General features: G+C 31.0%; 23 protein-coding genes. 1 reads left to right on the top strand and 22 read right to left on the bottom strand.

The features are described 5' to 3' along the window. Positions 1-42: 42 nt before the first annotated feature. A complete protein-coding gene (locus bsdtw1_RS21620) occupies positions 43-195 on the bottom strand; it encodes a hypothetical protein (protein WP_183279545.1) in 153 nt (50 codons plus the stop codon). Positions 196-260: 65 nt separating this feature from the next. Continuing rightward, on the bottom strand, positions 261-626 hold the full coding sequence (locus tag bsdtw1_RS21625; RefSeq protein WP_183279546.1) for a CoA-binding protein: 366 nt from the start codon (positions 624-626) through the stop codon (positions 261-263). Between the two features lie 469 nt (positions 627-1,095). Between bsdtw1_RS21625 and bsdtw1_RS21630 the strand changes: the two genes are divergently transcribed. Next, the gene (locus tag bsdtw1_RS21630; RefSeq protein ID WP_183279547.1) at positions 1,096-2,346 is read left to right on the top strand and encodes a BaiN/RdsA family NAD(P)/FAD-dependent oxidoreductase; all 1,251 of its coding nucleotides are present in this window, start codon (positions 1,096-1,098) and stop codon (positions 2,344-2,346) included. A 50-nt stretch (positions 2,347-2,396) separates the two neighbouring features. On the opposite strand, the gene bsdtw1_RS21635 is transcribed toward bsdtw1_RS21630, so the two are convergent. From bsdtw1_RS21635 to bsdtw1_RS21725, 20 genes are all read right to left on the bottom strand, one after another. Then, positions 2,397-3,137, bottom strand: coding sequence for an acyl-[acyl-carrier-protein] thioesterase (locus bsdtw1_RS21635; RefSeq protein ID WP_183279548.1), 741 nt, complete (start codon positions 3,135-3,137; stop codon positions 2,397-2,399). A 213-nt stretch (positions 3,138-3,350) separates the two neighbouring features. Next, positions 3,351-3,533: a DUF1858 domain-containing protein gene (locus tag bsdtw1_RS21640; RefSeq protein WP_183279549.1), complete on the bottom strand. Its 183-nt coding sequence runs from the start codon at positions 3,531-3,533 to the stop codon at positions 3,351-3,353. A gap of 469 nt (positions 3,534-4,002) precedes the next feature. Then, entirely contained in the window at positions 4,003-5,289 is a 1,287-nt protein-coding gene (locus bsdtw1_RS21645) for an adenylosuccinate synthase (protein WP_183279550.1), read from the bottom strand. Positions 5,290-5,681: 392 nt separating this feature from the next. Continuing rightward, a complete protein-coding gene (locus bsdtw1_RS21650) occupies positions 5,682-6,188 on the bottom strand; it encodes a hypothetical protein (protein ID WP_183279551.1) in 507 nt (168 codons plus the stop codon). 197 nt (positions 6,189-6,385) lie between these two features. Beyond that, the gene (locus bsdtw1_RS23670) at positions 6,386-6,520 is read right to left on the bottom strand and encodes a hypothetical protein (protein WP_261852794.1); all 135 of its coding nucleotides are present in this window, start codon (positions 6,518-6,520) and stop codon (positions 6,386-6,388) included. A 459-nt stretch (positions 6,521-6,979) separates the two neighbouring features. Next, positions 6,980-7,981: an oxygen-dependent tRNA uridine(34) hydroxylase TrhO gene (trhO, locus tag bsdtw1_RS21655; protein ID WP_205245293.1), complete on the bottom strand. Its 1,002-nt coding sequence runs from the start codon at positions 7,979-7,981 to the stop codon at positions 6,980-6,982. Positions 7,982-8,290: 309 nt separating this feature from the next. Continuing rightward, on the bottom strand, positions 8,291-9,091 hold the full coding sequence (proC, locus tag bsdtw1_RS21660; RefSeq protein WP_183279552.1) for a pyrroline-5-carboxylate reductase: 801 nt from the start codon (positions 9,089-9,091) through the stop codon (positions 8,291-8,293). 49 nt (positions 9,092-9,140) lie between these two features. Then, entirely contained in the window at positions 9,141-10,640 is a 1,500-nt protein-coding gene (gene glpK / locus bsdtw1_RS21665) for a glycerol kinase GlpK (protein WP_183279553.1), read from the bottom strand. Between the two features lie 674 nt (positions 10,641-11,314). Then, entirely contained in the window at positions 11,315-12,655 is a 1,341-nt protein-coding gene (gene mgtE / locus bsdtw1_RS21670) for a magnesium transporter (protein WP_183279554.1), read from the bottom strand. A 207-nt stretch (positions 12,656-12,862) separates the two neighbouring features. Next, positions 12,863-14,200 (bottom strand): replicative DNA helicase, encoded by a 1,338-nt coding sequence (locus bsdtw1_RS21675; protein WP_183279555.1) that lies wholly within the window; start codon positions 14,198-14,200, stop codon positions 12,863-12,865. Positions 14,201-14,356: 156 nt separating this feature from the next. Continuing rightward, entirely contained in the window at positions 14,357-16,258 is a 1,902-nt protein-coding gene (gene lonC, locus bsdtw1_RS21680) for a Lon family ATP-dependent protease (protein WP_183279556.1), read from the bottom strand. A gap of 17 nt (positions 16,259-16,275) precedes the next feature. After that, positions 16,276-16,719, bottom strand: a complete 444-nt coding sequence (gene rplI / locus bsdtw1_RS21685; RefSeq protein ID WP_183279557.1) for a 50S ribosomal protein L9 — start codon at positions 16,717-16,719, stop codon at positions 16,276-16,278. Position 16,720: 1 nt separating this feature from the next. Then, positions 16,721-18,700: a DHH family phosphoesterase gene (locus bsdtw1_RS21690; RefSeq protein WP_244638203.1), complete on the bottom strand. Its 1,980-nt coding sequence runs from the start codon at positions 18,698-18,700 to the stop codon at positions 16,721-16,723. 33 nt (positions 18,701-18,733) lie between these two features. Continuing rightward, a complete protein-coding gene (locus bsdtw1_RS21695; RefSeq protein WP_183279558.1) occupies positions 18,734-19,729 on the bottom strand; it encodes a YybS family protein in 996 nt (331 codons plus the stop codon). 16 nt (positions 19,730-19,745) lie between these two features. After that, entirely contained in the window at positions 19,746-20,063 is a 318-nt protein-coding gene (locus tag bsdtw1_RS21700; protein ID WP_183279559.1) for a MazG-like family protein, read from the bottom strand. A 529-nt stretch (positions 20,064-20,592) separates the two neighbouring features. Continuing rightward, the gene (gene rpsR, locus bsdtw1_RS21705; RefSeq protein ID WP_183279878.1) at positions 20,593-20,829 is read right to left on the bottom strand and encodes a 30S ribosomal protein S18; all 237 of its coding nucleotides are present in this window, start codon (positions 20,827-20,829) and stop codon (positions 20,593-20,595) included. A gap of 49 nt (positions 20,830-20,878) precedes the next feature. Then, positions 20,879-21,328 (bottom strand): single-stranded DNA-binding protein, encoded by a 450-nt coding sequence (locus bsdtw1_RS21710; RefSeq protein WP_183279560.1) that lies wholly within the window; start codon positions 21,326-21,328, stop codon positions 20,879-20,881. 15 nt (positions 21,329-21,343) lie between these two features. After that, positions 21,344-21,631, bottom strand: coding sequence for a 30S ribosomal protein S6 (gene rpsF / locus bsdtw1_RS21715; protein WP_183279561.1), 288 nt, complete (start codon positions 21,629-21,631; stop codon positions 21,344-21,346). A gap of 108 nt (positions 21,632-21,739) precedes the next feature. Continuing rightward, a complete protein-coding gene (locus bsdtw1_RS21720) occupies positions 21,740-21,934 on the bottom strand; it encodes a DUF951 domain-containing protein (protein ID WP_183279562.1) in 195 nt (64 codons plus the stop codon). A 36-nt stretch (positions 21,935-21,970) separates the two neighbouring features. Next, on the bottom strand, positions 21,971-22,870 hold the full coding sequence (locus tag bsdtw1_RS21725; RefSeq protein ID WP_244638204.1) for a mechanosensitive ion channel family protein: 900 nt from the start codon (positions 22,868-22,870) through the stop codon (positions 21,971-21,973). Between the last annotated feature and the right edge of the window lie 7 nt (positions 22,871-22,877).

The raw sequence follows: 22,877 nt of genomic DNA on the forward strand, positions 1-22,877 counted from the left end.
ATATAATTGATATATATTTTATTAGCCACCTTTAAATATGATTTAATATTGTCCGCTATGATCTTTATGTCTATCCTGGTAATCACCCTTACCTTTATTCTTGTCACCTATATAAGCGCCTTCTTTTGGAAACATTTTTCTGAGTTCTGCATTACTTTTAGGTCTATCTTTTTGTCTGTATTTATTATCATCCATGGATATCCCTCCTCATACTTTACTCATTGTAAAAATAGAATTCCCTTATAAATATCTTTATATACTTATCCTAATTCTACTAACGCACAACCTTCAACAGCTTCTATGCCATGTTCCTTGCAGTAGCTTAATATTTCTTCACTTTCTGCTCCTGGTTGTATTAAGATATGTTTTATTCCAAGTTCATCTGCTTCTTTTACAAGCTCTATACCACTCTTTGGATTTATACACAAATCTACTGCATCAATATGATAAGGAACTTCTTTTATACTCTTATACGCATCCTTAACATTTGCCCTAGGATTTACTCCGCTGACATTATATCCATTAGCACTAAATTTTGCTAATATTTTAGAAGCATATTTTTCATTATTTTCTACATCACCCACAACAATCCAGTTGTCATATTCCATTAAATCTTTTGCACTCATATCATACACTCCTTTATATGCTTATAATATATAGATATACTAATTTAAGCTAAATAGAGATTAAACTATAAAAATATATTAGTTGTAATCTTGCATACCTATCTACTATAGTATGTGAGTTTTAAAATTATATATTACTATGATAATAATTACATAACATATACACAATTTAGATATTTAGTTAACATTAAACTTATTATTTCATCAGATTTTTAATTTTTTTTAATTTGCATTGGGTTTATAACAAAAAGATATAATAATCAATTAATTATTGTTTATATTTAATTGTTATTTAACAAACTTTTATGTTAAAAATATAATTATAGGTTTTTTACAAAAAAACTTAGCCTATGTAAAAACCCTTTTAAACTTATACTCACAAACTATTATAGTTTTAAGAATAGATTTTTCATTAAAATTGTACATTTTTAGATATTCATAATATTAGTTAAAAGGAGATTGTAAGCAAATGAGTAATATACATCATGATATAGTGGTAGTAGGTGGTGGTGCATCAGGTCTATTAGCAGCTATTACAGCAAAAGACTATGGCGCAGACGTGGCAATTATAGAAGGTACTGATAGGGTTGGCAAAAAAATCTTAACCACTGGTAATGGCCGTTGCAATATAAGTAATTCGCTAATTGGTTTTCCATTTGAAAATTATCATAGTGAAAACCCAAACTTTTTTAATTATTGTTTAAATAACTTTTCAGTGGAAGACACAAAAAATCTATTTCTATTGCTGGGTTTACCTATAATAGAATTAGAAAAAGGAAAGATGTATCCACAATCACTTCAAGCTTCTTCAGTTGTGGATATATTAAGATTTGCTATAGAAGATAGAAATATACCTGTGTATAATTCTTTCAAAGTAAAAAATATTGTCCACAATGATGATATTTTTAAGTTATCCACATCAGATTTATCTTTAGGTACTATAAGCTGTGGAAAAGTTATATTAGCTTGTGGAGGAAAATCAGCACATAAAACCGGATCAGATGGTTCAGCATATAACTTGGCTTATCATTTGGGTCATAGTATAATCGAGCCAATTCCAGCGTTAATACAGCTTAAGCTAGAGCATAGAAGTTTAAAAGCTCTTTCTGGCATAAAGTTCGATGGATTTAGTGAAGTAGTAGTAAATGGACTTCCGTTACGAAAAGAATTCGGAGAAATACTTTTTACAGACTATGGCATATCAGGACCTCCAATTTTACAGCTTTCTAGGATAGCGTCCTACTCTCTTTCAAAAAATAAAGAAGTGGTGATTTCTGTAGATATGATGCCTGAAAAGTCTATTGAAGATATACATAACTTTTTTGAATCACATTGGGCTATGGTATCACATAGAACCCTAATGGAATCATTTATAGGCGTAATAAATAAGAAGCTAATTCCAATCTTATTAAAAGAAGCTGGAATACAAGATATCCATAAACCTTGTTATAGCCTAGACTGGAAGGAAAAGAATAATATAATTAATTTATTAAAAAACTGGTCTTTCAAGTGCATTGGTACTAATGGTTTTGATAGTGCTCAAGTAACAGCTGGAGGTGTTAATACCAAAGAGGTAGATTCTAAGACACTTCAATCAAAAATTGTTCCTAACCTATATTTCTGTGGAGAAATCTTAGATGTAGATGGAGATTGTGGTGGTTTTAACTTGCAATGGGCTTGGAGCTCAGGTGTATTAGCTGGAAAAAGTGCATCCAATTAAAATAAAAAATCGCTAATGTGAATATATTAGCGATTTTTTATCCATTTATTTTATTCCCAAACACATCTTACCGTAGCTAGGATTTTTCCTTCTTCATCTTCTATCTTATGAACGCTTTCTACACTATCCTCTAGGTTATTTATGCTACAAGAAGAAGTTATCTCATGTCCAAAAGTTGTTTCTTTTAAGAAGTTAACAACTATTCTTTTAATGCTATTTTCTTTAACAATACCAATTGGTAGACTCTCTACTGCCCATTCTATGTATTTTACATTATTAACATGAAGATTAGAATCTATATCCCCGTACCTTACTCTAAAAGTCTTTATAAAATCATATTCTTTAATTGGCTTAACGTCATCAATATTTATTGAATAATTTAAGTCACCCTCTACTCCATATACCTTATACTGCTGATCAGGTATTCTTATTGCTCGCCTCTTTTCTAAGTCAACAAAGAAAAATATACTTTTTCCCTCAATAATTACATTCCCATCAACATCCAAAACAATATATTTTCTGTAAGCATAAAACTTTCTAAAACCTATTGGTTCAGTAATTACTTTTATCTTTTCTTCTATATCTGGATATCTGTAGACTTCTATATCATATTTATAAAATACCCATGACTGCTTATCTTTCATCATGGCCTTAATTCCTGCTCCAAGGCTTTCAGATTGCCTAAATCCTATATCACATAGGAAATTCACTATAGTGGAAATAGACGCCTTTAGATTCCATGCTACATCGTGATAATTTATTTCGTATTCTTTTTCAAATTTTTTAAGCATAAACCCTCCATCACTACTCATATAGTATAATTTTAACATCAATGTTAAATATTATACCATACTGGCGTTTTATGACCTATTATTATGATATATAATAAAAAACTTTTAAAGCCATTTAGATTCCTAGATTTAACTAGTTTAAAATTTTTACGTTTTTCTAAACATCAAAAACAAGGACGTCTTAACAAAGACGTCCTTAAAAGTTCTTATTTATTACTTATTTAATGCAACTACTAATTCATCAAGGTTTAATCCATGTACTAAAGCAGCTTCTTCAATAGTTTCTGCTTGAGCTGATGGACATCCAACACAACCCATTCCAAAGCTCATCAAAACTTCTGCTTTTTGTGGATATGTTCTAACTACTTCACCTATTGTCATGTCCTTAGTAACCATTACTATCAACCTCACTTTTAAATAATTTTATGTTACAAGCTTACTTTAATTATTATACTAGATTATTTATATAAATTCAACCAAAATGGTCGGATTTAAATGCAAACTTATCTAGTATATTTTTCAAGCTGTTTTTCACTACCTATGAGTCTATTTTACATAAAAAAAATCTTTTTTTCAGTAACCTAAGTTACAATAAAATAAAATCTTAATATTTTTATATAGTAAAAAAGTCGCTGAGGTGATCTTCTTCGGCAAGCTTTTTTTGCGCATCTGTCATTCAGAATGTATATGAGGAAAATTTGGCATACGAATAAATTTCACTTTTTTTACCGTATAACAATAAAAAACTCCAAAAGCATTAAAATATCTAGGCTTAACTGGCATAAAAATTTTATATTTTCCTATACAGTAAAAAAGAACCTACTTTATAAATAGGTCCTTTTTCAATATAAAAATATTAATTATCTTATAGTTCTCTAACTCTCATAGTTTGGTCTCTTCTAGGTCCCACAGAAACTATTGATATCTTTGTATCAGTTATTTCTTCTATTCTAGTTAGGTACTTCTTAGCATTTTCAGGAAGTTCCTCATAGCTTCTAGCATCAGCTACAGATTCATCCCATCCATCAAATTCTTCATAAACAGGTTCGCATTTAGCTAAATCTTCAAGACTTGCTGGGAAGTAATCAATAATAGAACCGTTAAACTTATATCCAACACAAACCTTTATTTTCTCTAGTCCAGCTAAAGTATCAATCTTTGTAACAGCTAAAGAGGTTAATCCACATACTCTTACTGTTGTCTTTAATATAACTAAATCCAACCAACCACATCTTCTAGCTCTACCAGTAGTTACTCCGAATTCATGTCCTTTTTCTCTTATCCATTCTCCTGTTTCATTTTCCAATTCTGTTGGGAATGGACCCTTACCAACTCTTGTTGTGTATGCTTTCGCAATACCAACAGCATTAGTAATCATTGTAGGTCCAATACCTACACCATTAGACACTCCACCAGAAGTAGTATTTGATGATGTTACATATGGGTAAGTTCCATAATCTATGTCAAGCAGCATTCCTTGAGCACCTTCAAATAAAACTTGCTTATTACTCTTTATAGCATCATAAACTTTTACTGATGTATCTTGTATATATGGTCTTAATCTTTCTGCATAAGCTATATAATCATTGTATATCTCTTCAAAACTTAGTGCTTCTCCATTAAGAACATTAGTTATATACTCATTTTTTGCTTCAACATTTATTTTTAACTTTTCTGTAAACACATCTTTATGTAGTAAGTCACAGATTCTTATTCCACTTCTTTCATACTTATCAGTATAACATGGACCTATACCCTTACCAGTAGTTCCTATATCATTCTTTCCTCTTGCTTGTTCCTTTAATCTATCTAATACTCTATGATATGGCATTATAAGATGAGCTCTATCGCTAATCATAAGCTTTTCTGGAGTTACTTTTACTCCTAAATCTTCAAGGTAATCAATTTCTTCAAATAAAGCCTTTGGATCTACAACAACACCATTTCCTATTATGTTCAATTTTGAATCATAAAGTACACCTGATGGTATCAAATGCAACTTATATTGCTTATCTTCAACTTCTACTGTATGACCTGCATTATTTCCACCTTGAAATCTAACTATAACATCAGCTTCTTCAGCTAAGTAATCAGTCATCTTTCCTTTTCCTTCATCGCCCCATTGAGCTCCTAAAACTATAAATGCTGACATAACCCTTCCTCCTTAAATACATCAGTTTGCTTGGTTACACTCATTCATTATTGTCATTACTAATAAGCCTAAAACTTATATAAATTTTAATATCAATAAATTTAATATAATTAAATTCCCACCTAACATAGTATCAAAGTAAATATATTAGGTCAATGGAAGTTACGAATATTTTTTATCACATTTATTTTATAATTCGTATATTATATTCAAAATTATATATTTTCCTATATTTCTACTAACTATATTTAGCATTAATTAAAGATTTTATAATTAAAAAAATATTTTTTTATATCTTTGTAATAAAAAAGGTTATTTATAATTTGAATTTTTAAATTATAAATAACCTTTTTTATTAAATTTTCTAAAACTATTTTAAAGTTCTATATCCTTTATCTTGCTGAAACTATATCCTTAATGCTCATATTTAAATCTTTCTTAAGTTCATCAATCTTCTTAGTTTGTTCATCAACTTGCTTAGCAGTACTATATCCTTTGCAACCTATTATAATACCATCAAAAGTATTTATATACTTGCTGTGGAAAGCGTCTAGATCGCTGCTATGCTTTAAAGCTTGTGCTTTATTTCTTAATTCCGAAAGCTTGTTTATATTTTGAACAATATTCTTATTGTTTTCTATATCATCAACTGTTTGTTTAGCTTCAGACGATATATCTCTTACATCATTAAAATATGCATAGTCAATCTTATATCTATTAATTTCATCACCAACAGATTTTTTTGCAATAAGTATATTGTATGCACTTACACCTAAAGTAAGAATTAAAATAATGGTTATTATAGTTTTTATTATACCTTTTATAAACTTAAACACTAAATATAAAAGTATTAGGGCTACTAATAATAAAATTATATTGTCTGTAGTAATTCCACCCATTAAACCCACCTCCTATTTTTTTATATTATATCATAAATATAGTTGCTAGATTTAAACTTCTATAATCACTACAGCTGACTTAATACTTAATTAACATTTAGCAGTTTATAGAGTATATGTTTTTTACACCTATACCCCCTCACAACCTATATAAAGAATAAATTTGAGGCAGTGTCATAAACATCTGCCCCAATATATTATCTCTTATTTTTGGTACTTTTATTTTCTGGATTTAATCCACTATTTCCTCTATTCTTATATCCAGTTTTGGATGATCTAGATTGCGAGCTCTTATCAGATAAGCCCTCATTTACAGATTTTTCACCACTCATACTATCAACTCCTTTTATATTATTATGAATGTGAATGATCTAATTACAGAAACTTCAGAATAAAATCTTCTAGTCATAATAAAAAAGATTTTTCAATAATATAAAGTTTAGATTAGCCAATCACATATAATAAAAAGTTTCTCCAATAAAAAAATATGTATTCCTTAAATGCAAAAGAGACTATCCTGTCTTGGATAGCCTCTCCGCAGTCATCAAATAATATTAAGAGGAGTCTATTTGGTTAATGCTATGTGTGTGTTTGCCTTCGAAAACCAGTCTCTACTAGTATATAAGTTAGGTGCAATTATTTTGCCCAGTAAAAGCATCTATCTTATTTAAAAGTTTCTTTGAGAATGATTATCACTATCTAAAGTTTATACCTTTTTTTTATTTCTGTCAATAGATATTTTAAATTTTTTTTACTGTTTATATTAATTTTTTAACTATAGTTATATCATTTTAAGCTGAATAATTTTTATCTAATTTATTAATAATCTCCTTGGCTTTTTCATGATTCTGATTATATCTCTTATACATATTAGCTTTTTCTTTAAGTCTTAAACGTGCATCTCTCTCAGGGTGTTCTAGTATATATTGTCTACAGTTATGAGAACAAAAACCTTCTTGTTCCTTTTCACATTTCTCACAGCATATATGCTGCTTATGACAATCATCATTAGTACAATTAATATACCTATCCGACTCTTCTCCGCAGTGAGTGCATTTAGATATAACTATATCTTCATCTGTATTATTTATCTTTACAGAGATTCTTTCATCGAAAACATAACACTTTCCATCCCATAACCTTCCTCTTACTTCAGGATCTTTACCGTAGGTCACTATTCCACCTTCAAGGTGGTATACATCATCAAACCCGTGGTCTAAAAGTACTCCTGTTAACTTCTCACACCTTATTCCACCTGTACAATAGGTAAGTACCTTCTTATTCTTATACTTAGACAGATTATCATCTATCCATTTCGGGAACTCCTTGAAGTTACTTACATTTGGTCTTATAGCGCCTCTAAAGTGACCTATATCATACTCATAATCATTTCTTCCGTCCACTATTACTACATCATCTCTTTGAAGCATTTGATAAAATTCTTTTGGCTTCAGATACTTTCCAACCTTTTTATTTGGATTTACATCATCCTCTGGAAGTAAAGTTATTATACTTTTCTTGTGTCTTACATACATCTTTTTAAAGGCATGATCATTTGCTTCATCAATTTTAAAGATCATATCTATAAACCTGTCGTCTCGCTTTAATTGATTAATATATTTTTCTGTTTGCTCTACTGTACCTGAAACTGTTCCATTTATTCCCTCATCAGCAATTAATATTCTTCCTTTAAGGCCTATATCTTTACATAACTTCAAATGTTCCTTTGAGAATTCTTCACTATTCTCTATATTTATAAATTTGTAATACAGCAATATTCTATATTTATTCAAAACAATCACCTCATTAACAATTTGAAATCTTTCTATATGATTATATAAATCCACCTTAATAAATAATAATTATTTAATCATAATCATTTTCCTAAATATAATAACTCATATACATGATATTGTAAATGATAATTTTTATCATTTACTTCTATTTATTAACTAATCTTGAATTCGCAAAATTTACTTTAAAATCAGCTTGTGTTTAAAACTATTTAATTTCAACACGGTATTTTAACAGTACCTAAAATTATAAAAAAAGAAGTAAATACTTATTGCTTTAAGTACTTACTTCTCTAAATTCACTATTTATTACATATTTTTAGATTTCTCTTCACACTTTTCCATAGCTTTTATTATAGATGATCTCATTCCACCATTTTCTAACTCTATTACAGCTTCTATTGTAGTACCTCTTGGCGAACAAACCATATCCTTAAGTTCTCCAGGATGCTTTTCAGTATCTAATACCATTTTGGCTGAGCCTAATACAGACTGTGCAGCTAATTTATATGCTTTCTTTCTTTGAATCCCCATTTTAACCGCTGCATCTGCCATTGCCTCTATAAACATAAATACATATGCTGGAGAAGATCCACAAAGGGCTATAAATCCGTGAAAGTCTTTCTCATCAAGTATTTCAGTCTTTCCAAAAGAATTGAATATATTTATTACATAATCAAGCTCTTCTTCAGATATATTACTTGAAGGACAGATAGCACTCATTGCTTCGCCAACTAAGGCAGGTGTATTGGGCATAGTTTTAATTAACTTTACATCTCTTTTAAAAGTGCTCTTAACTTTTTCAAGTTCTACACCAGCTGCAATAGTAACAACTATGGTATCAGTACTTATGATATCCCTTATCTCTTCAATTACTGCATCATACATAAATGGTTTAACTGCTAAAAATATTATATCAGCCTCAGAAGCTATTTTCTTATTATCTTGAGTAGTTTTTATTCCAAACTTTCGTTCAAGAGCTTCTGCTGATTGCTTAGTCTTGGTAGAGGCTATAATATTATCATTTGTTACAATTCCTGATGCAATTATACCTCCAACCATAGCCGCTCCCATGTTTCCACAACCTATAAATCCCAAAACTTTTTTCAATTAAATTCACCTCATTAAAATATATAAAATTTCATCGCACTTCAATTAATTAACTATCTTTTCTTTCATCGCTTAAAGCCTTTTTTACAGCCTTATTCCATCCTGACAAAAAGCTATTTCTTCTATCTTCACTCATGCAAGGATTAAATTCTTTACCTACACTCCAGTTGGTCTTTATGTCTTCAATATCCTTCCAATATCCTACTGCTAATCCTGCAAGATATGCAGCTCCAAGTGCTGTAGTTTCTATAACTTTAGGTCTATATACTCTCGTATTTATTAAATCAGCTTGAAACTGCATTAAAAAGTTATTAGCTGCGGCTCCACCATCAACCTTTAAGCTCGTTAACTTTATATCAGAATCATCTTCCATAGCCCTTAGAATATCATAGGTTTGATATGCTATAGATTCTAAAACAGCTCTTACTATATGTTCTTTCTTTGCTCCTCTAGTTAACCCTGTTATCATTCCTCTAGCATATTGATCCCAATAAGGAGCACCAAGTCCTACAAAAGCTGGTATAAAATAAACTCCATTTGTATCTTCTACTAGCCATGCATATTCTTCCGATTCCTTCGATGTATCAATCATCCTCATCTCATCTCTAAGCCATTGTACAGCAGCTCCAGCTACAAATACACTTCCTTCTAATGCATAAGTTATATTACCACCTATTCCCCAGGCAATTGTAGTTAATAGTCCCTTATCTGATTTTACGGGATTATCCCCAGTATTCATCAGCATAAAGCATCCAGTACCATAAGTATTCTTAACTGCTCCTTGCTCATAACATGTTTGTCCAAACAAAGCAGCTTGTTGATCTCCGGCTACACCACATATAGGAATTTCATCACCAAACAATCTACTATTAGTAGTAGCAAATAATCCACTTGAATTCTTAACTTCTGGCATCATACTTTCTGGTATGTTGAAAATCTCCAATAATTCTTTATCCCAACATAAATCATGTATATTATATAATAATGTTCTAGATGCATTGGAATAATCAGTAACATGAACTCTTCCATTGGTTAATTTCCATATAAGCCAGCTATCTACCGTTCCAAAAAGTAGATTTCCATCTTCAGCCTTCTCCCTAGCACCTTCTACATTGTCTAATATCCAAGCAATCTTAGAAGCAGAAAAATAAGAGTCTACCCTAAGCCCAGTCTTAGTCATTATTTTGTTTTCATAACCTTTAGCTTTGATTTCATCACAATATTCAGCTGTTCTCTTGCACTGCCAAACTATAGCATTATAAATAGGTACTCCAGTAGTTTTATCCCAAACTATTGTGGTCTCTCTTTGATTTGTGATTCCTATGGCTGATATCTGAGATGCTTGAATTCCAACCTTAGCCATAGCTTCAATTGCCACACTATATTGAGTAGACCATATCTCCATAGGATCATGCTCAACCCATCCTGCCTTTGGATATATCTGAGAAATTTCCATTTGTCCTATTGATAATATGTTACCCTCCTTATTAAAAAGAATGCATCTAGAACTAGTGGTTCCCTGATCTAATGACATAATGTATCTTTCCATATTAACCTCACACAATAAATTATTCTATACCCAATTCTCATAAAGTTTTATTTTAATAATTATTTATATGGATGTACCACTTCGTAATAAAACTTATATTTTTAAATTCTCTCACCAGAATCCGTGAGAGTTCTAAAAATAGATTTCGGAGCGAAGTGGTACATCTTTAATATAACAATAAATCTTAGGATCTGCTTCTTAAAGTTCTACTATTAGTACCAATAAAGCCTTAATTTTCTATATATGATTTAACTAAAGAGTTCCTGTATCGAAACTTAATTTCTACTTGTTCGAAAATCTCGGCTTCTGGGGATTTTCGTGCATGTATAAATTAATAGTTGAGTTAGGAACTCTATAATCTATCTTTAATTATAACCAAAGTCAAAGTTATAATAAACCAAATTTCACACTATTGTAATAACTTAAATAAAAAATTGCTTAAGAGATTTTCTTATAAAGTAAAAAAGACAATTAATATATTATTGAAATGTTCCTTGTTTCAAGAACATCCCATATACTAATTGTCTTTTAATGTATATTTAAAATTTATCCAGCTTAATCATTTTTGATGTATGACTGTTAAGGTACCGTGTTGAAATTAATTGGTTAGTCATCCTACACTTTAACTAGCTTATGCAAATAATTAATATATATTAATTCACAGTCTAAACCATCTACATTAAGTATTTCAAAAACATTGTGGCTAATCCTAAGAAGAAGAAGAAACCACATACATCTGTAAATGTTGTAACAAAAACTGCTGAAGCAAGTGCAGGATCTATATTTAACTTTTTAAGAATTACTGGTACAAGATACCCCACTACTGTAGCCAAAGACATATTTAGTATCATAGCAACTCCAACCACTAATCCAAATACTGGCTTATTTGCCCATATCAAACCTAGTATAGCCACAACTATTCCAATTGCTATTCCATTAAACAGTCCAGCAATAATTTCTTTTAGGAATACCCTTTTTGCATTTTCTTTGTTTAATTCACCTAAAGCTATTCCCCTTACTATTAGAGTTAAGCTCTGAGTCCCTGCATTGCCACCCATACCAGCTATTATTGGATTGAATGTTGCTAGTATTACTAATTTATCTATTGTGGAACTAAACAATCCTACCGTAGCGCCCGCTATTATAGCTGTAATTAGATTTACTAGAAGCCAAGGAAGCCTACTTCTTACTGAATCCATCACTGAACCATCTACAGCTTCACCTTCACTAAGCCCTCCAAGACGATATATATCCTCATTATCCTCTTGCCTTACTATATCTATGATATCATCAAAAGTTACTACCCCTAACATTTCACCTAAATCATCAATTACAGGCATTGCCTGAAATCCATACTTTTGAAATATGTTAGCAACTTCCTCTTGATCCATATGTACAGGAACACTCTTTACACTAGTTGTCATTATACTACTGATTTTAGTATCGAAAGATGATATTACTAAATCTCTTAATGACAATATGCCGGTTAGTATTCCGCTACTATCTAGAACATATAAATAATAAACAGTCTCTGCTTCTATTCCAGTAGTTTGTAAATAACTTAAAGTCTCTTTTACCGTCATATTCTCTTTTATTGCTATAAATTCAGTGGCCATTATACCACCAGCTGTATCTTCCTCATAAGTAAGCAGTTCTTTAACTTCTTCAGCATCTTCTTTATCTATATTACCTAAGAATCTATCTACTTTATCAGGCTCTAGATTTCCTAAAAGATCTGTTATCTCATCAGAACTCATTTCATTTAATATCTTAAATTGATCTAGTTCTGAAAAAAGATTTAACGCTTCTTGCTGCTCATCTTCATCCATCTCTTCAAATATATCTGCAACAAGCCAGTTAGGAAGTTTCTTTAATATAGAGTACTTTTCATCCTCAAGCTCCCTCAGTACATCCAATATATCTACTGGATGCACCTCTTCCAAAAGTTTCTCTAAACTTTCAAGAGATTGAGTTAGTATCATTTCCTTTATATCTTCTTTACCGAAAGTTTTCATTTTACTTTTCCTCCTCACCATGTAGAAGGAAAGTATATCAAACAATATAAAATGATTAAATATAGTTGCTTCCTTCTACTTCTTAGTATTCAATTTTTCAATGTGTTTTAAGCAACTATGCCCGTCACATTCCATAATTGTTATTCACCTCTCGTTTTTATTTCTTATATAATTTATTATATTTGCAATAAAAATATTAAGCATTAATTAATGAACTACATCCAGATTACCAAACTTACTGTATTGACCAAGCCATGCAAGTTTAACTGTACCAACTTCACCATTTCTGTGTTTCGCAATTATACATTCACCAACATTTTTATCATCAGTTTCTTTGTTATAATATTCATCTCTATATAAAAACATAACTAAGTCAGCATCCTGTTCTATTGAACCAGATTCTCTAAGGTCAGATAACATCGGTCTATGATCTGCTCTTTGTTCAGGTGCACGAGATAACTGGGATAACGCTATAACAGGACATTGCATCTCTTTAGCTAATGCTTTTATACTTCTTGATATTTCAGAAACTTCCTGTTGTCTATTTCCATCTGATGAGCTACTACCACTCATAAGCTGAAGATAGTCTATCATTATTAAATCTATACCATACTCCATCTTAAGCCTTCTACACTTAGACCTCATTTCCATTACAGTTACACCAGCTGTATCATCTATATATATCTTAGCTGAAGATAACGGGCCAGCTGCTCTAGCTATATTCTCCCAATCCTTATCTTCTAAATTACCTGTCCTAAGACTAACCATATCTACATTTGCTTCAGAGCACAAAAGCTTGTAAGCTAATTGCTCCTTAGGCATTTCTAAAGAAAATATAACTACGCTTTTCCCTTCTCTAAGCGCAGCATGTTCACATATATTAAGAGCAAACGTAGTTTTTCCCATTGAAGGTCTTGCTGCTATTAGAACCATGTCTCCTCTCTGGAAACCTGAGGTTTTAGAATCTAGATCAACAAACCCAGAGGCTACTCCAGTTAAAGCACCCTTGTCATTAAAAAGTCTTTCAATTTCTGCAAAACCTCTTTCAAGTATGGCACTTAGGGATTCAAAGTCTCCAGTATTCCTTTTCTCGCCTATTTCGAAGACTCTCTTTTCAGCTGAGTCTACTACCTTTTCAACATTATCCTGACTATTATAGCAATCTTCTATTGTCTCGGTGGAAGACCTTATTAATTTTCTTAATGTAGCCTTCTCAGACACTATTTTTATATAAGAACTCAAGTTAGCAGTAGTTGGTACGGAACCACTTATTTCAGTTACGTAAGTCATACCCCCTGCTTTTTCTAACCTGTCTGTGGCCTTCAAATATTCTAATAGAGTTACCAAATCAATAGGTTGATCTTTTTGAATCATCTCAGATATGCTTAAAAAAATAACCTTATGAGCTTCTCTATAAAAGTCATCAGGTGTTAATGCTTCTGCAGCCTGAGCTATTGCTTGCCTATCGATTATCATAGAGCCAAGTACTGATTGTTCAGCTTCTATGCTCTGTGGTAAACTCCTCATGATAGGTGTATTATCCATATGATTCGCTCCTTCTCCATTATATTTGCATATAATATTATGAATTTGTTTTAATAATTAATCAATACATTTATGAAAATAAATACTTCTTTTATTAGTAAAAATGAGACTGCACATAATGCATCATTATACATTATGGACAGCCTCATAGCTTTATTATACCTCAAAAACTATTTCCATAAGTGATTCTATAGTTTCAACAGCTTTTACTTCTATATCCTTTAAACCTAGAGGTACTTCTTTTTCATTGTCTTTAGGAACTACCACTAGCTTTATTCCTTTTCTTCTAGCTCCATATACCTTTTCAAATATTCCACCTACAGGCTTAACTTTACCTCTAAGTGATATCTCTCCAGTAACAGCTATATCTTGTCTTATAGGCTTGTTAAGCAAAGCACTAATTATACATACAGTTATAGCAGCTCCTGCTGAAGGACCATCAATATTTCCTCCACCAATTACATTTACATGTATGTCGTAATCTTTAATATCTTTATCAGTTATCTTTCTTATAACTGATGCAGCATTAAAAACTGAATCCTTTGCCATAGAACCAGCTGTTTCATTAAACCTAACTTGTCCAGATCCTTTGTCCTTGGCCTCAAAAACAGTCGCTTCAATCTCTATAGTAGATCCAAGGAATCCCGATACACCTAAACCATATATATGTCCTACTTCTGATTTTGTATCACTATCAACTCTTTCATAAGGTATATATCTCCCTATAGATATTACTTCCTCTACATCCTTTAATGTAACAGTCACTTTTTCAGGAACATTATCCTTAAAGTTATATAACGCATATCCATAAGCATCAGCGAGTATATTTACAGCTTTTCTACCTTCGATAGTATATCTTGATATTAATTCATCTACACCTTCTTCAAGTGCAACTTGAAGCTTATCAGCAGCATCTGTTATTATAACCTTAATATCTGAAACAGTAAGAGGTTCAAAATAAACTTCTGTACATCTTGATCTTAAGGCTGGATTTATATCACCAGGATCTCTTGTTGTTGCTCCAATAAGTACAAAGTCTGCTGGTGCTCCATTCTCAAATAGATACTTTATATACTTTGGAGTATTTTCATCATCGGGATCATAGTATGATGAAGAGAATTCTACTCTCTTATCTTCTAAAACTTTTAAAAGTTTATTTTGAAGGATATCATCTAATTCTCCTATTTCGTCTATGAATAAAACTCCTCCATGTGCATCTGTTACTAGGCCTGGCTTTGGCTCTGGAACTCCTACTTCAGCCAAATCTCTTTTACTTCCTTGGTATATAGGGTCATGTACTGAACCTAATAATGGATTTGTTATTTCTCTTGGATCCCATCTTAAAGTTGTACCATCAACCTCAACAAAGTTAGACTTATCATTAAATGGTGTAAAGCTAAGTTTTTTAGCTTCTTCTAATGCTAGTCTAGCTGCAGTTGTTTTACCTACTCCTGGAGGCCCGTACAATATAATATGCTGAGGATATGGTGAAGCTAATTTAGAAATTAATGATTTTATAGCTCTTTCTTGTCCAATAACTTCATCAAACGAAGATGGTCTAACTAAGCTCATTATATTCTTGTTAGGCACCTTTGCATCCAAGGTTTCAAATTGAGCATACTTCTTTAAAGTTTTTGCATTTTCAGGGCCTTTTTGTTTTCTTATAATTCCAAGCTTCATCTCATCGATATACTTATCTTGTTTTTCCATGATAGCATCTTGAACTTGTTCTTCAATTCTACTTTGAATATACTTCCTTGCTAATTCTTCTGAAAGCCATCCATATGTATCTTCTAAAGCCTCATGTAGATTGGCTTCAGATGGTACGGATTTTAATCCCTTACCATCTGAAACTATCTTATTTAATGCATATAATCTATCGTAAACATTCTTTGATTTAACGTATTTATTTAATTTATGTCTTACAGTTCTTGCTCTAACAGCCCCTTCATCGAGAACATTCTTTGCAACCTCAAAAAGGACACTAACTTGTGATTCTAAATTCATTCCGCTCTTAAATATATCTTGTAAAACATCTATATCATTTTGTGATTTCAAACTATGACTCCTCCTTATTATTGTGGAGCAACAACAACCTTCATCTTAGTGCTAACTTCTGGATATAATTTTACTTCTATATCATAAGTTCCAGCTAGCTTCAATGTTTCCATGACTATTTTTTTCTTATCTATTGTCACATTGTATTGTTTTTTAATTAATTCAGCTACATCTTTGCTAGTTATAGCTCCAAATAGTCTTCCACTATCGCCTGTTTTTGCTACAATTTTTATTTCTTTATTTTTAAGTTCATCAGCTAACTTTTGAGCCTCTTCTATTTCAGCAAGTTTCTTTCTTCTTTCTGTTTCTTTCTTAGCATTTAATACGTGAAGATTTGAATCATTTGCTTGTTCTGCTAGATTCCTAGGAAATAAGTAGTTTCTAGCATATCCATCTGATGCCTCTATAACATCACCTTTCTTACCTAACTTCTTAACATCTTGTAATAATATAACTTTCATTTTATTCACCTTCCCTTAAATTTTCTGATATAGCCTTTTGTAAGATTTTTTTCGCATCCTCTATAGCTACATCCGTTAGCTTAGCACCTGCCATAGTCATGTGACCGCCGCCTCCAAGGGATTCTAAAATAACTTGAACATTAACATCACCTAAGGATCTTCCACTTATGTGAATGTCTCTATCTATTTTAACAAAAACAAAGGAGGCTTGAATACCTGTAATATTTAGTAAATCATCCGCAACTTGTGCAGCTATTACAGTTTGTGTTACATTTGGTGGACATACGGCAATTGCTATATTATTTACCACTTCAGCAGATCTTATAGTTTCTGCTTTTTGGATATAACTCTTTAAATCATTACTAAAGAATCTCTTTATATCAACTGTATCCGCTCCAACTCTTCTAAGAAAAGATGCAGCTTCAAAAGTTCTTACACCTGTTTTAAACACAAAATTCTTTGTATCCATAGCTATACCTGCAAGAAGTGCTTCAGCCTCAAGCTGGTGCAACTTTGGTTTTTCAAGCATATATTGAACAATCTCGGTAACTAACTCTGATGTTGATGATGCGTATACTTCAATATAAGTTAGAAGAGCTCCTTCTATAAAATCAGGACTTCTCCTATGATGATCAATTATAACAATTTTCTTACTTTTTTCATATATATTTTTATCTAGAACATAACCCCTGCTATGCACATCAACAATTATAAGCAAGGTATCATCATCTATGCTATTTACTGCAGATTCTGAATTAATAAATACATCTTCATAATCTTTTATTTGCCTTATCTTGTCTAGGAAACCTTCAATAGCTCTGTTATCGTTATTAAGAACAATATTGCATTGCTTTCCTAATTGACGTATCACTGCAGCAATTCCTACTGCTGCACCAAAGCAATCCATATCAGGATTCTTATGTCCCATTATATAAACTTTACTACTTTCATATATTAAATCTTTTAATGCATGCCCAACAACTCTAGCTCTTACCCTTGTTCTTTTTTCTAGCTCTTTTTTATTACCACCAAAGAAAGAAAGTTTCTCTCCTTTCTTTACTACAGCCTGATCTCCACCTCTTCCAAGTGCTAGTTCTTTTGCAGTAATTGCGTATGCATGATTTTGGGCTGGTGAGTTTCCTCCCCTTCCAACTCCAATGCTTAGTGTGACTTCCATCTTATTACCTAAATTTATTTCTCTTACTTTATCTAGTATATCAAACTTTGTGGCAATTTGAGAATCTATATTATAATCAGGAACCGCAAGCACATATTTATTATTATCATATTTTCTTATCATAGCATTAAGGGCTTGAGCATATAAATTTATATTTTTCTCTACCTCTGCTATAAGAAATGGTCCATTATTCTCTTCTGTCATCTTTACAACTTCACTCAAATTATCAACTTCTATAAGCATTACACTTTCTTTAGTGGCTTCTGTTATATTAGTTATATCGTTAAAGTAAACTAAGTGTATATTTTCATTGTCGTCTATCTTTAAGCTCCTTGAATAAATTTCATATATTCGCTTATTCAATTTTACTTTATAGGAAATCCCATTAGACAATTTCATTATTTCATCAAGCTCTAATCCCCTTACTATGGATGAAATAACTTCTCCATTATAATTAATTGATTCAAAGCTATCTTCAAATATTTTATTATGCCAAATCACTTCTCCATTTTCTTTTATAATCACTAATGGATATATCTGTAGCATCATAGTTTCTCTTACAAAATCTTCAACTATATACGTAACATTAATTTCTTTAGATTCTACTGTTTCATCATAAGAATCTTGATCTTTAATTTCTGATTTTATACTATAATTTAAACGATAAATAGTTAATGCTATTGTTATTAGTAAGAGAATATAAGCAAAATACATATAGCCTTGAAATAACATAATCAGAGATAGTATTATACAAATAATTATTGAAATCATATAACCTGATTTAGTTGTCTTAGAATTATTCATATCTTGATCTCCCCCTTAAAAATAATTTTAAGGCTACTTTTTTATAAATTTTTTCCTCAAGGCATTTCCAAGGCTATTTGGATCTAACCCTCTAATATCGAATACCAAATCTACTAGCCCAATATAAAATGCTACGCTTGAAACCCCTGAAAAAGCTATAAATATACATATAGCAATAGCAATTCCATTTTTCACGTTAAGTTTAGTCTTTAAATAGTAGTATACAATAGATGTTCCTATAATTATTAATGTAAACTGCAAGATGGTCATTGAACTAGTAAGTATATAGTCCCCAATCATAAAGCCTCTAGACTTTAAGATTATTCCTAAGCAGACAATAGAAATCATGAGTGCTCCAACTCTATTATCTAGATACCAATTCATAAAATTCCTTATTGGATCAAATTTGTGTCCAAATCTCTTTAGCATCTTTTTTGCTATTATATAATTTAATAATGATATTATTACGGTACAAGTAATTAATACCGCGGGAATCATGAATAAGACAGTATTTACATTAAGTTGTTGTATTTGTTGATATGCAGGGTTTGTGCTCATATCAATTCCAGCATTTTTATATATGTCACTTGCCATTTTCATTTGATCTATCATCTGTTGAATCATTTGCACTAGGCTTATATTTGTTACCAAAAATACTGTTAGATATACGTTTATAATAATACCAATAAAATTAGCTATACTAGTTATAACTAAAGTAAGCGTTGATTTAAATCCCCTTGAGATACAAAAACCTAATGATAAACCAGATACCCCATATAAAATCGCTGAAGCTATCGCTAATAAAGGATTATAAAACATACTAATTAAAATAGTACTAACTATAACAGATAATATAGCAACTACCTTATTATGCCTTAAATATAATAATGTTATTGGCACTGGTAACACAAAGAAGCCAGCCATTCCTATTAACGGAACATATGTAGTAATCATAAGGATTATAAATACAATTACTGACATTAGTCCTGCTTCTACCGTAGATCTTGCCGTATACTTATTTTCTTTCATTGTTTTCCTCCAAAGGTTAATTTCTTTCTTTAAGATGGCTATGCAATCTACTTAAGTTTTTACCATCCTTTTCTATATTATCCCCCTCTACAATACCAATCTTAATTTTTTTCTTCATATCTTCATCTACTTCAATAAATGAATAACCTAATTTGTCTGCCAATAGATATAAAATTATTATTGCCCCGGAAATACATTCTAATATAGCATCATGGGCAACATTACTTCCTTTAGTTAATAGCCTAAAGAATTCTGCTATTATACATAGCAGCTGTGCTTTTAAATCTTCTATAATTTTTATATCAGACATAATATTGAAATTATCTTTTTTCATCATATCAACCTCATATTCCTAACCTTTCATATATAATATATATTTTAATTTTTTTCTCATGGTATTTCAACCAAATATATCTAAAATACATGATTTATATGCTTTTTTCTAAGTTATCTGTATATTATTCTCTAATTAGATGTATGTTTTACTGTTTTCAATTAGAATATTGGTATTTATATAAAGATAAAACACCTCAACCTGAAATCTAGTTTAAACGTATTTTTCAAATAGTTATAATAAGACTATCTAAAGTGATAATTTTTTAAACTGCCTAATCATATTACTACTTTATTAATTTATTAAAGATAAAAAAATCACTAATTTTTTCATTAGTGATTTTTTGTGATTCTAATTTCATAGTTTATATTAAGAAAACTTAACATGATAATAAATTTTATTTTTTACTATAGCTATAAAATATTAAAAAAACAAATGAAACCTCTAAGTTAAAGTTACTTTAGAGTTTTATACTTTCATTAACAGTAAAAAATAAAATCCCACAATTTTCATTGTGGGATTTAACTACTTATTCAGTAGTAAATGGTAATAATGCTATGTTTCTTGATCTCTTTATAGCATCAGTTAATTGTCTTTGGTGCTTAGCACATGTTCCTGAAATTCTTCTTGGAAGTATCTTTCCTCTTTCAGTTACATACTTTCTTAACTTATTGATGTCTTTATAATCTATAGAAGTAGCTTTTTCAACGCAAAATCCACAAACTTTTCTCTTGGATCTTCTCATTTTTCCGCCATTTCTCTTCATTCCACCATTATTATTATCTCTCACGACTTTCCCTCCTTACCTTTTAGAATTAGAATGGGATATCTCCATCATCTACGGGAGTCATATCCTCATCAAAGCTCATACCACCAAATGGATCATTTGACGGAGCTCCATATTCAGAACCGCCACCAAAACTATTGTTTCCTGATTGTGAGTTTCCAGCTCCTTTTCCAAGGAATTGAACCTCATCAGCAACTACTTCAGTGACATATCTTTTTGAACCATCTTTGGCGTCATAACTTCTAGTTTGAATTCTACCACTTATAGCCATTTGGCTACCTTTACTCATGTAATTGGCAGTAGATTCAGCTTGCTTTCCCCATACCACTACAGATATGAAGTCTGCTTCTCTTTGACCTGATTGACGATTAAACTTGTCAACGGCAAGAGTCAGAGTAGTAACCGCAGTTCCTGCTCCAGGTGTAAATCTAAGCTCAGGATCTTTTGTAAGTCTACCTATAAGAATAACTCTATTCATTTCTTATACCACCTCTTACTTTTCTTCCTTTACTATTATGTGTCTTAAAACGCCATCAGTGATTCTGAATATTCTGTCTAACTCTCTTGGTAATTCTGGACCAGCTGTAAAGTTTATTAAAGTGTAGTAACCATCATTAACTTTTGATATTTCGTAAGCAAGCTTTCTCTTACCCCAAAAATCAACGTTATCGATAGTTCCGCCACCATTTTCAATTACACCTTTAAATTTTTCTATTGAAGCCTTAACAGCCTCTTCTTCAAATGTTGGATGTAATATAAATATAGTTTCGTACTTTCTCATCACATTCACCTCCTCCCTTTGGACTAACGGCAATGCATAGCATTGCAGGGATCCACAATGAAAAATTATATCATTAGTTATAAATCTTTGCAAGTTTTTTTATACCAATTAAGATATCTCATTTGATTTTACTACTTTTTTTATTCCCTTTTGAAACTTTTGTCTAGAAAGCATAACTATTCTTTCACAACCTAAACATTTTATTTTTATATCTGCACCTAATCTAATAATTTCCCATTCATAGCTTCCACAAGGGTGTTGTTTTCTCATCTCTACTACATCACCTAAGTTAAATACTTGCATATAATTGTTTCCTCCACTATATATTGTTAATGATTATTATTGCTGTTCTCTTAATTTATTAGTTACAACATTTTGAACATTAAGATGCGGAATTTTTATTCCTCGTCTATCAAATTCTATCTTTATCGCTTTTCTTAGGTCTCTCTCAACAGCCCACTGCATCATTGGCTTAGCTGATCCCGACACTCTTATAACTATTCCAGTTTGACTTAGCGATGTTACTCCCACTACCTGTGGTTTATCAATTAAATCATTATTATCCCTTGAGTAGGTATCACATACTTGATTTATCGTATCGATAGCTCTATCTACATTTTCTTCATAGTCAATTTCTATCTCAAGCATAACCCTCATGTTTCCTCGTGAGTGGTTAGTTACTGTACTTATTGTTCCGTTAGGTATAAGATGTATATCACCTGAGAAATCTCTAAGCTGAGTAGTTCTTATCCCTATACTTTCTACAATGCCGCTAAATGACCCTATAGTGACGTATTCACTTACGGCATACTGATCTTCAAATAATATAAATACGCCGTTTATTAGGTCTTTTACGATGCTCTGAGCACCGAAACCAACTGCAACTCCACCTATACTTGCAAAAGTAAGAGATATTCCATTAAACAAACCTGATAAGATACCTACTATTCCGAAAAAGTATACTGTATACTTTAATATGCTCTTTAATAATTCACCGATAGTGCTAGCCTTTTTTTCATCCATTGTGAATCTATGTTCACTTTCAATCTGCTTCCTTACAAACTTATCAATTATTGCATTTCCTATTCTTATTGAGATGTACATGATAAATATTATAACTATAATAGTAAATGTTTTCCATAGTATATTGTTTATTACTTCAAACTTTATTGCCATATTCGCTAAATTTAGCGTTCCTTTATCATAATCTATAGAGAAAAGTGTATCCATAGCTGACATATATAAT

Origin of the sequence: Clostridium fungisolvens (genome assembly GCF_014193895.1) — a bacterium.
GTDB classification, from domain to species: Bacteria; Bacillota; Clostridia; order Clostridiales; family Clostridiaceae; genus Clostridium_AR; species Clostridium_AR fungisolvens.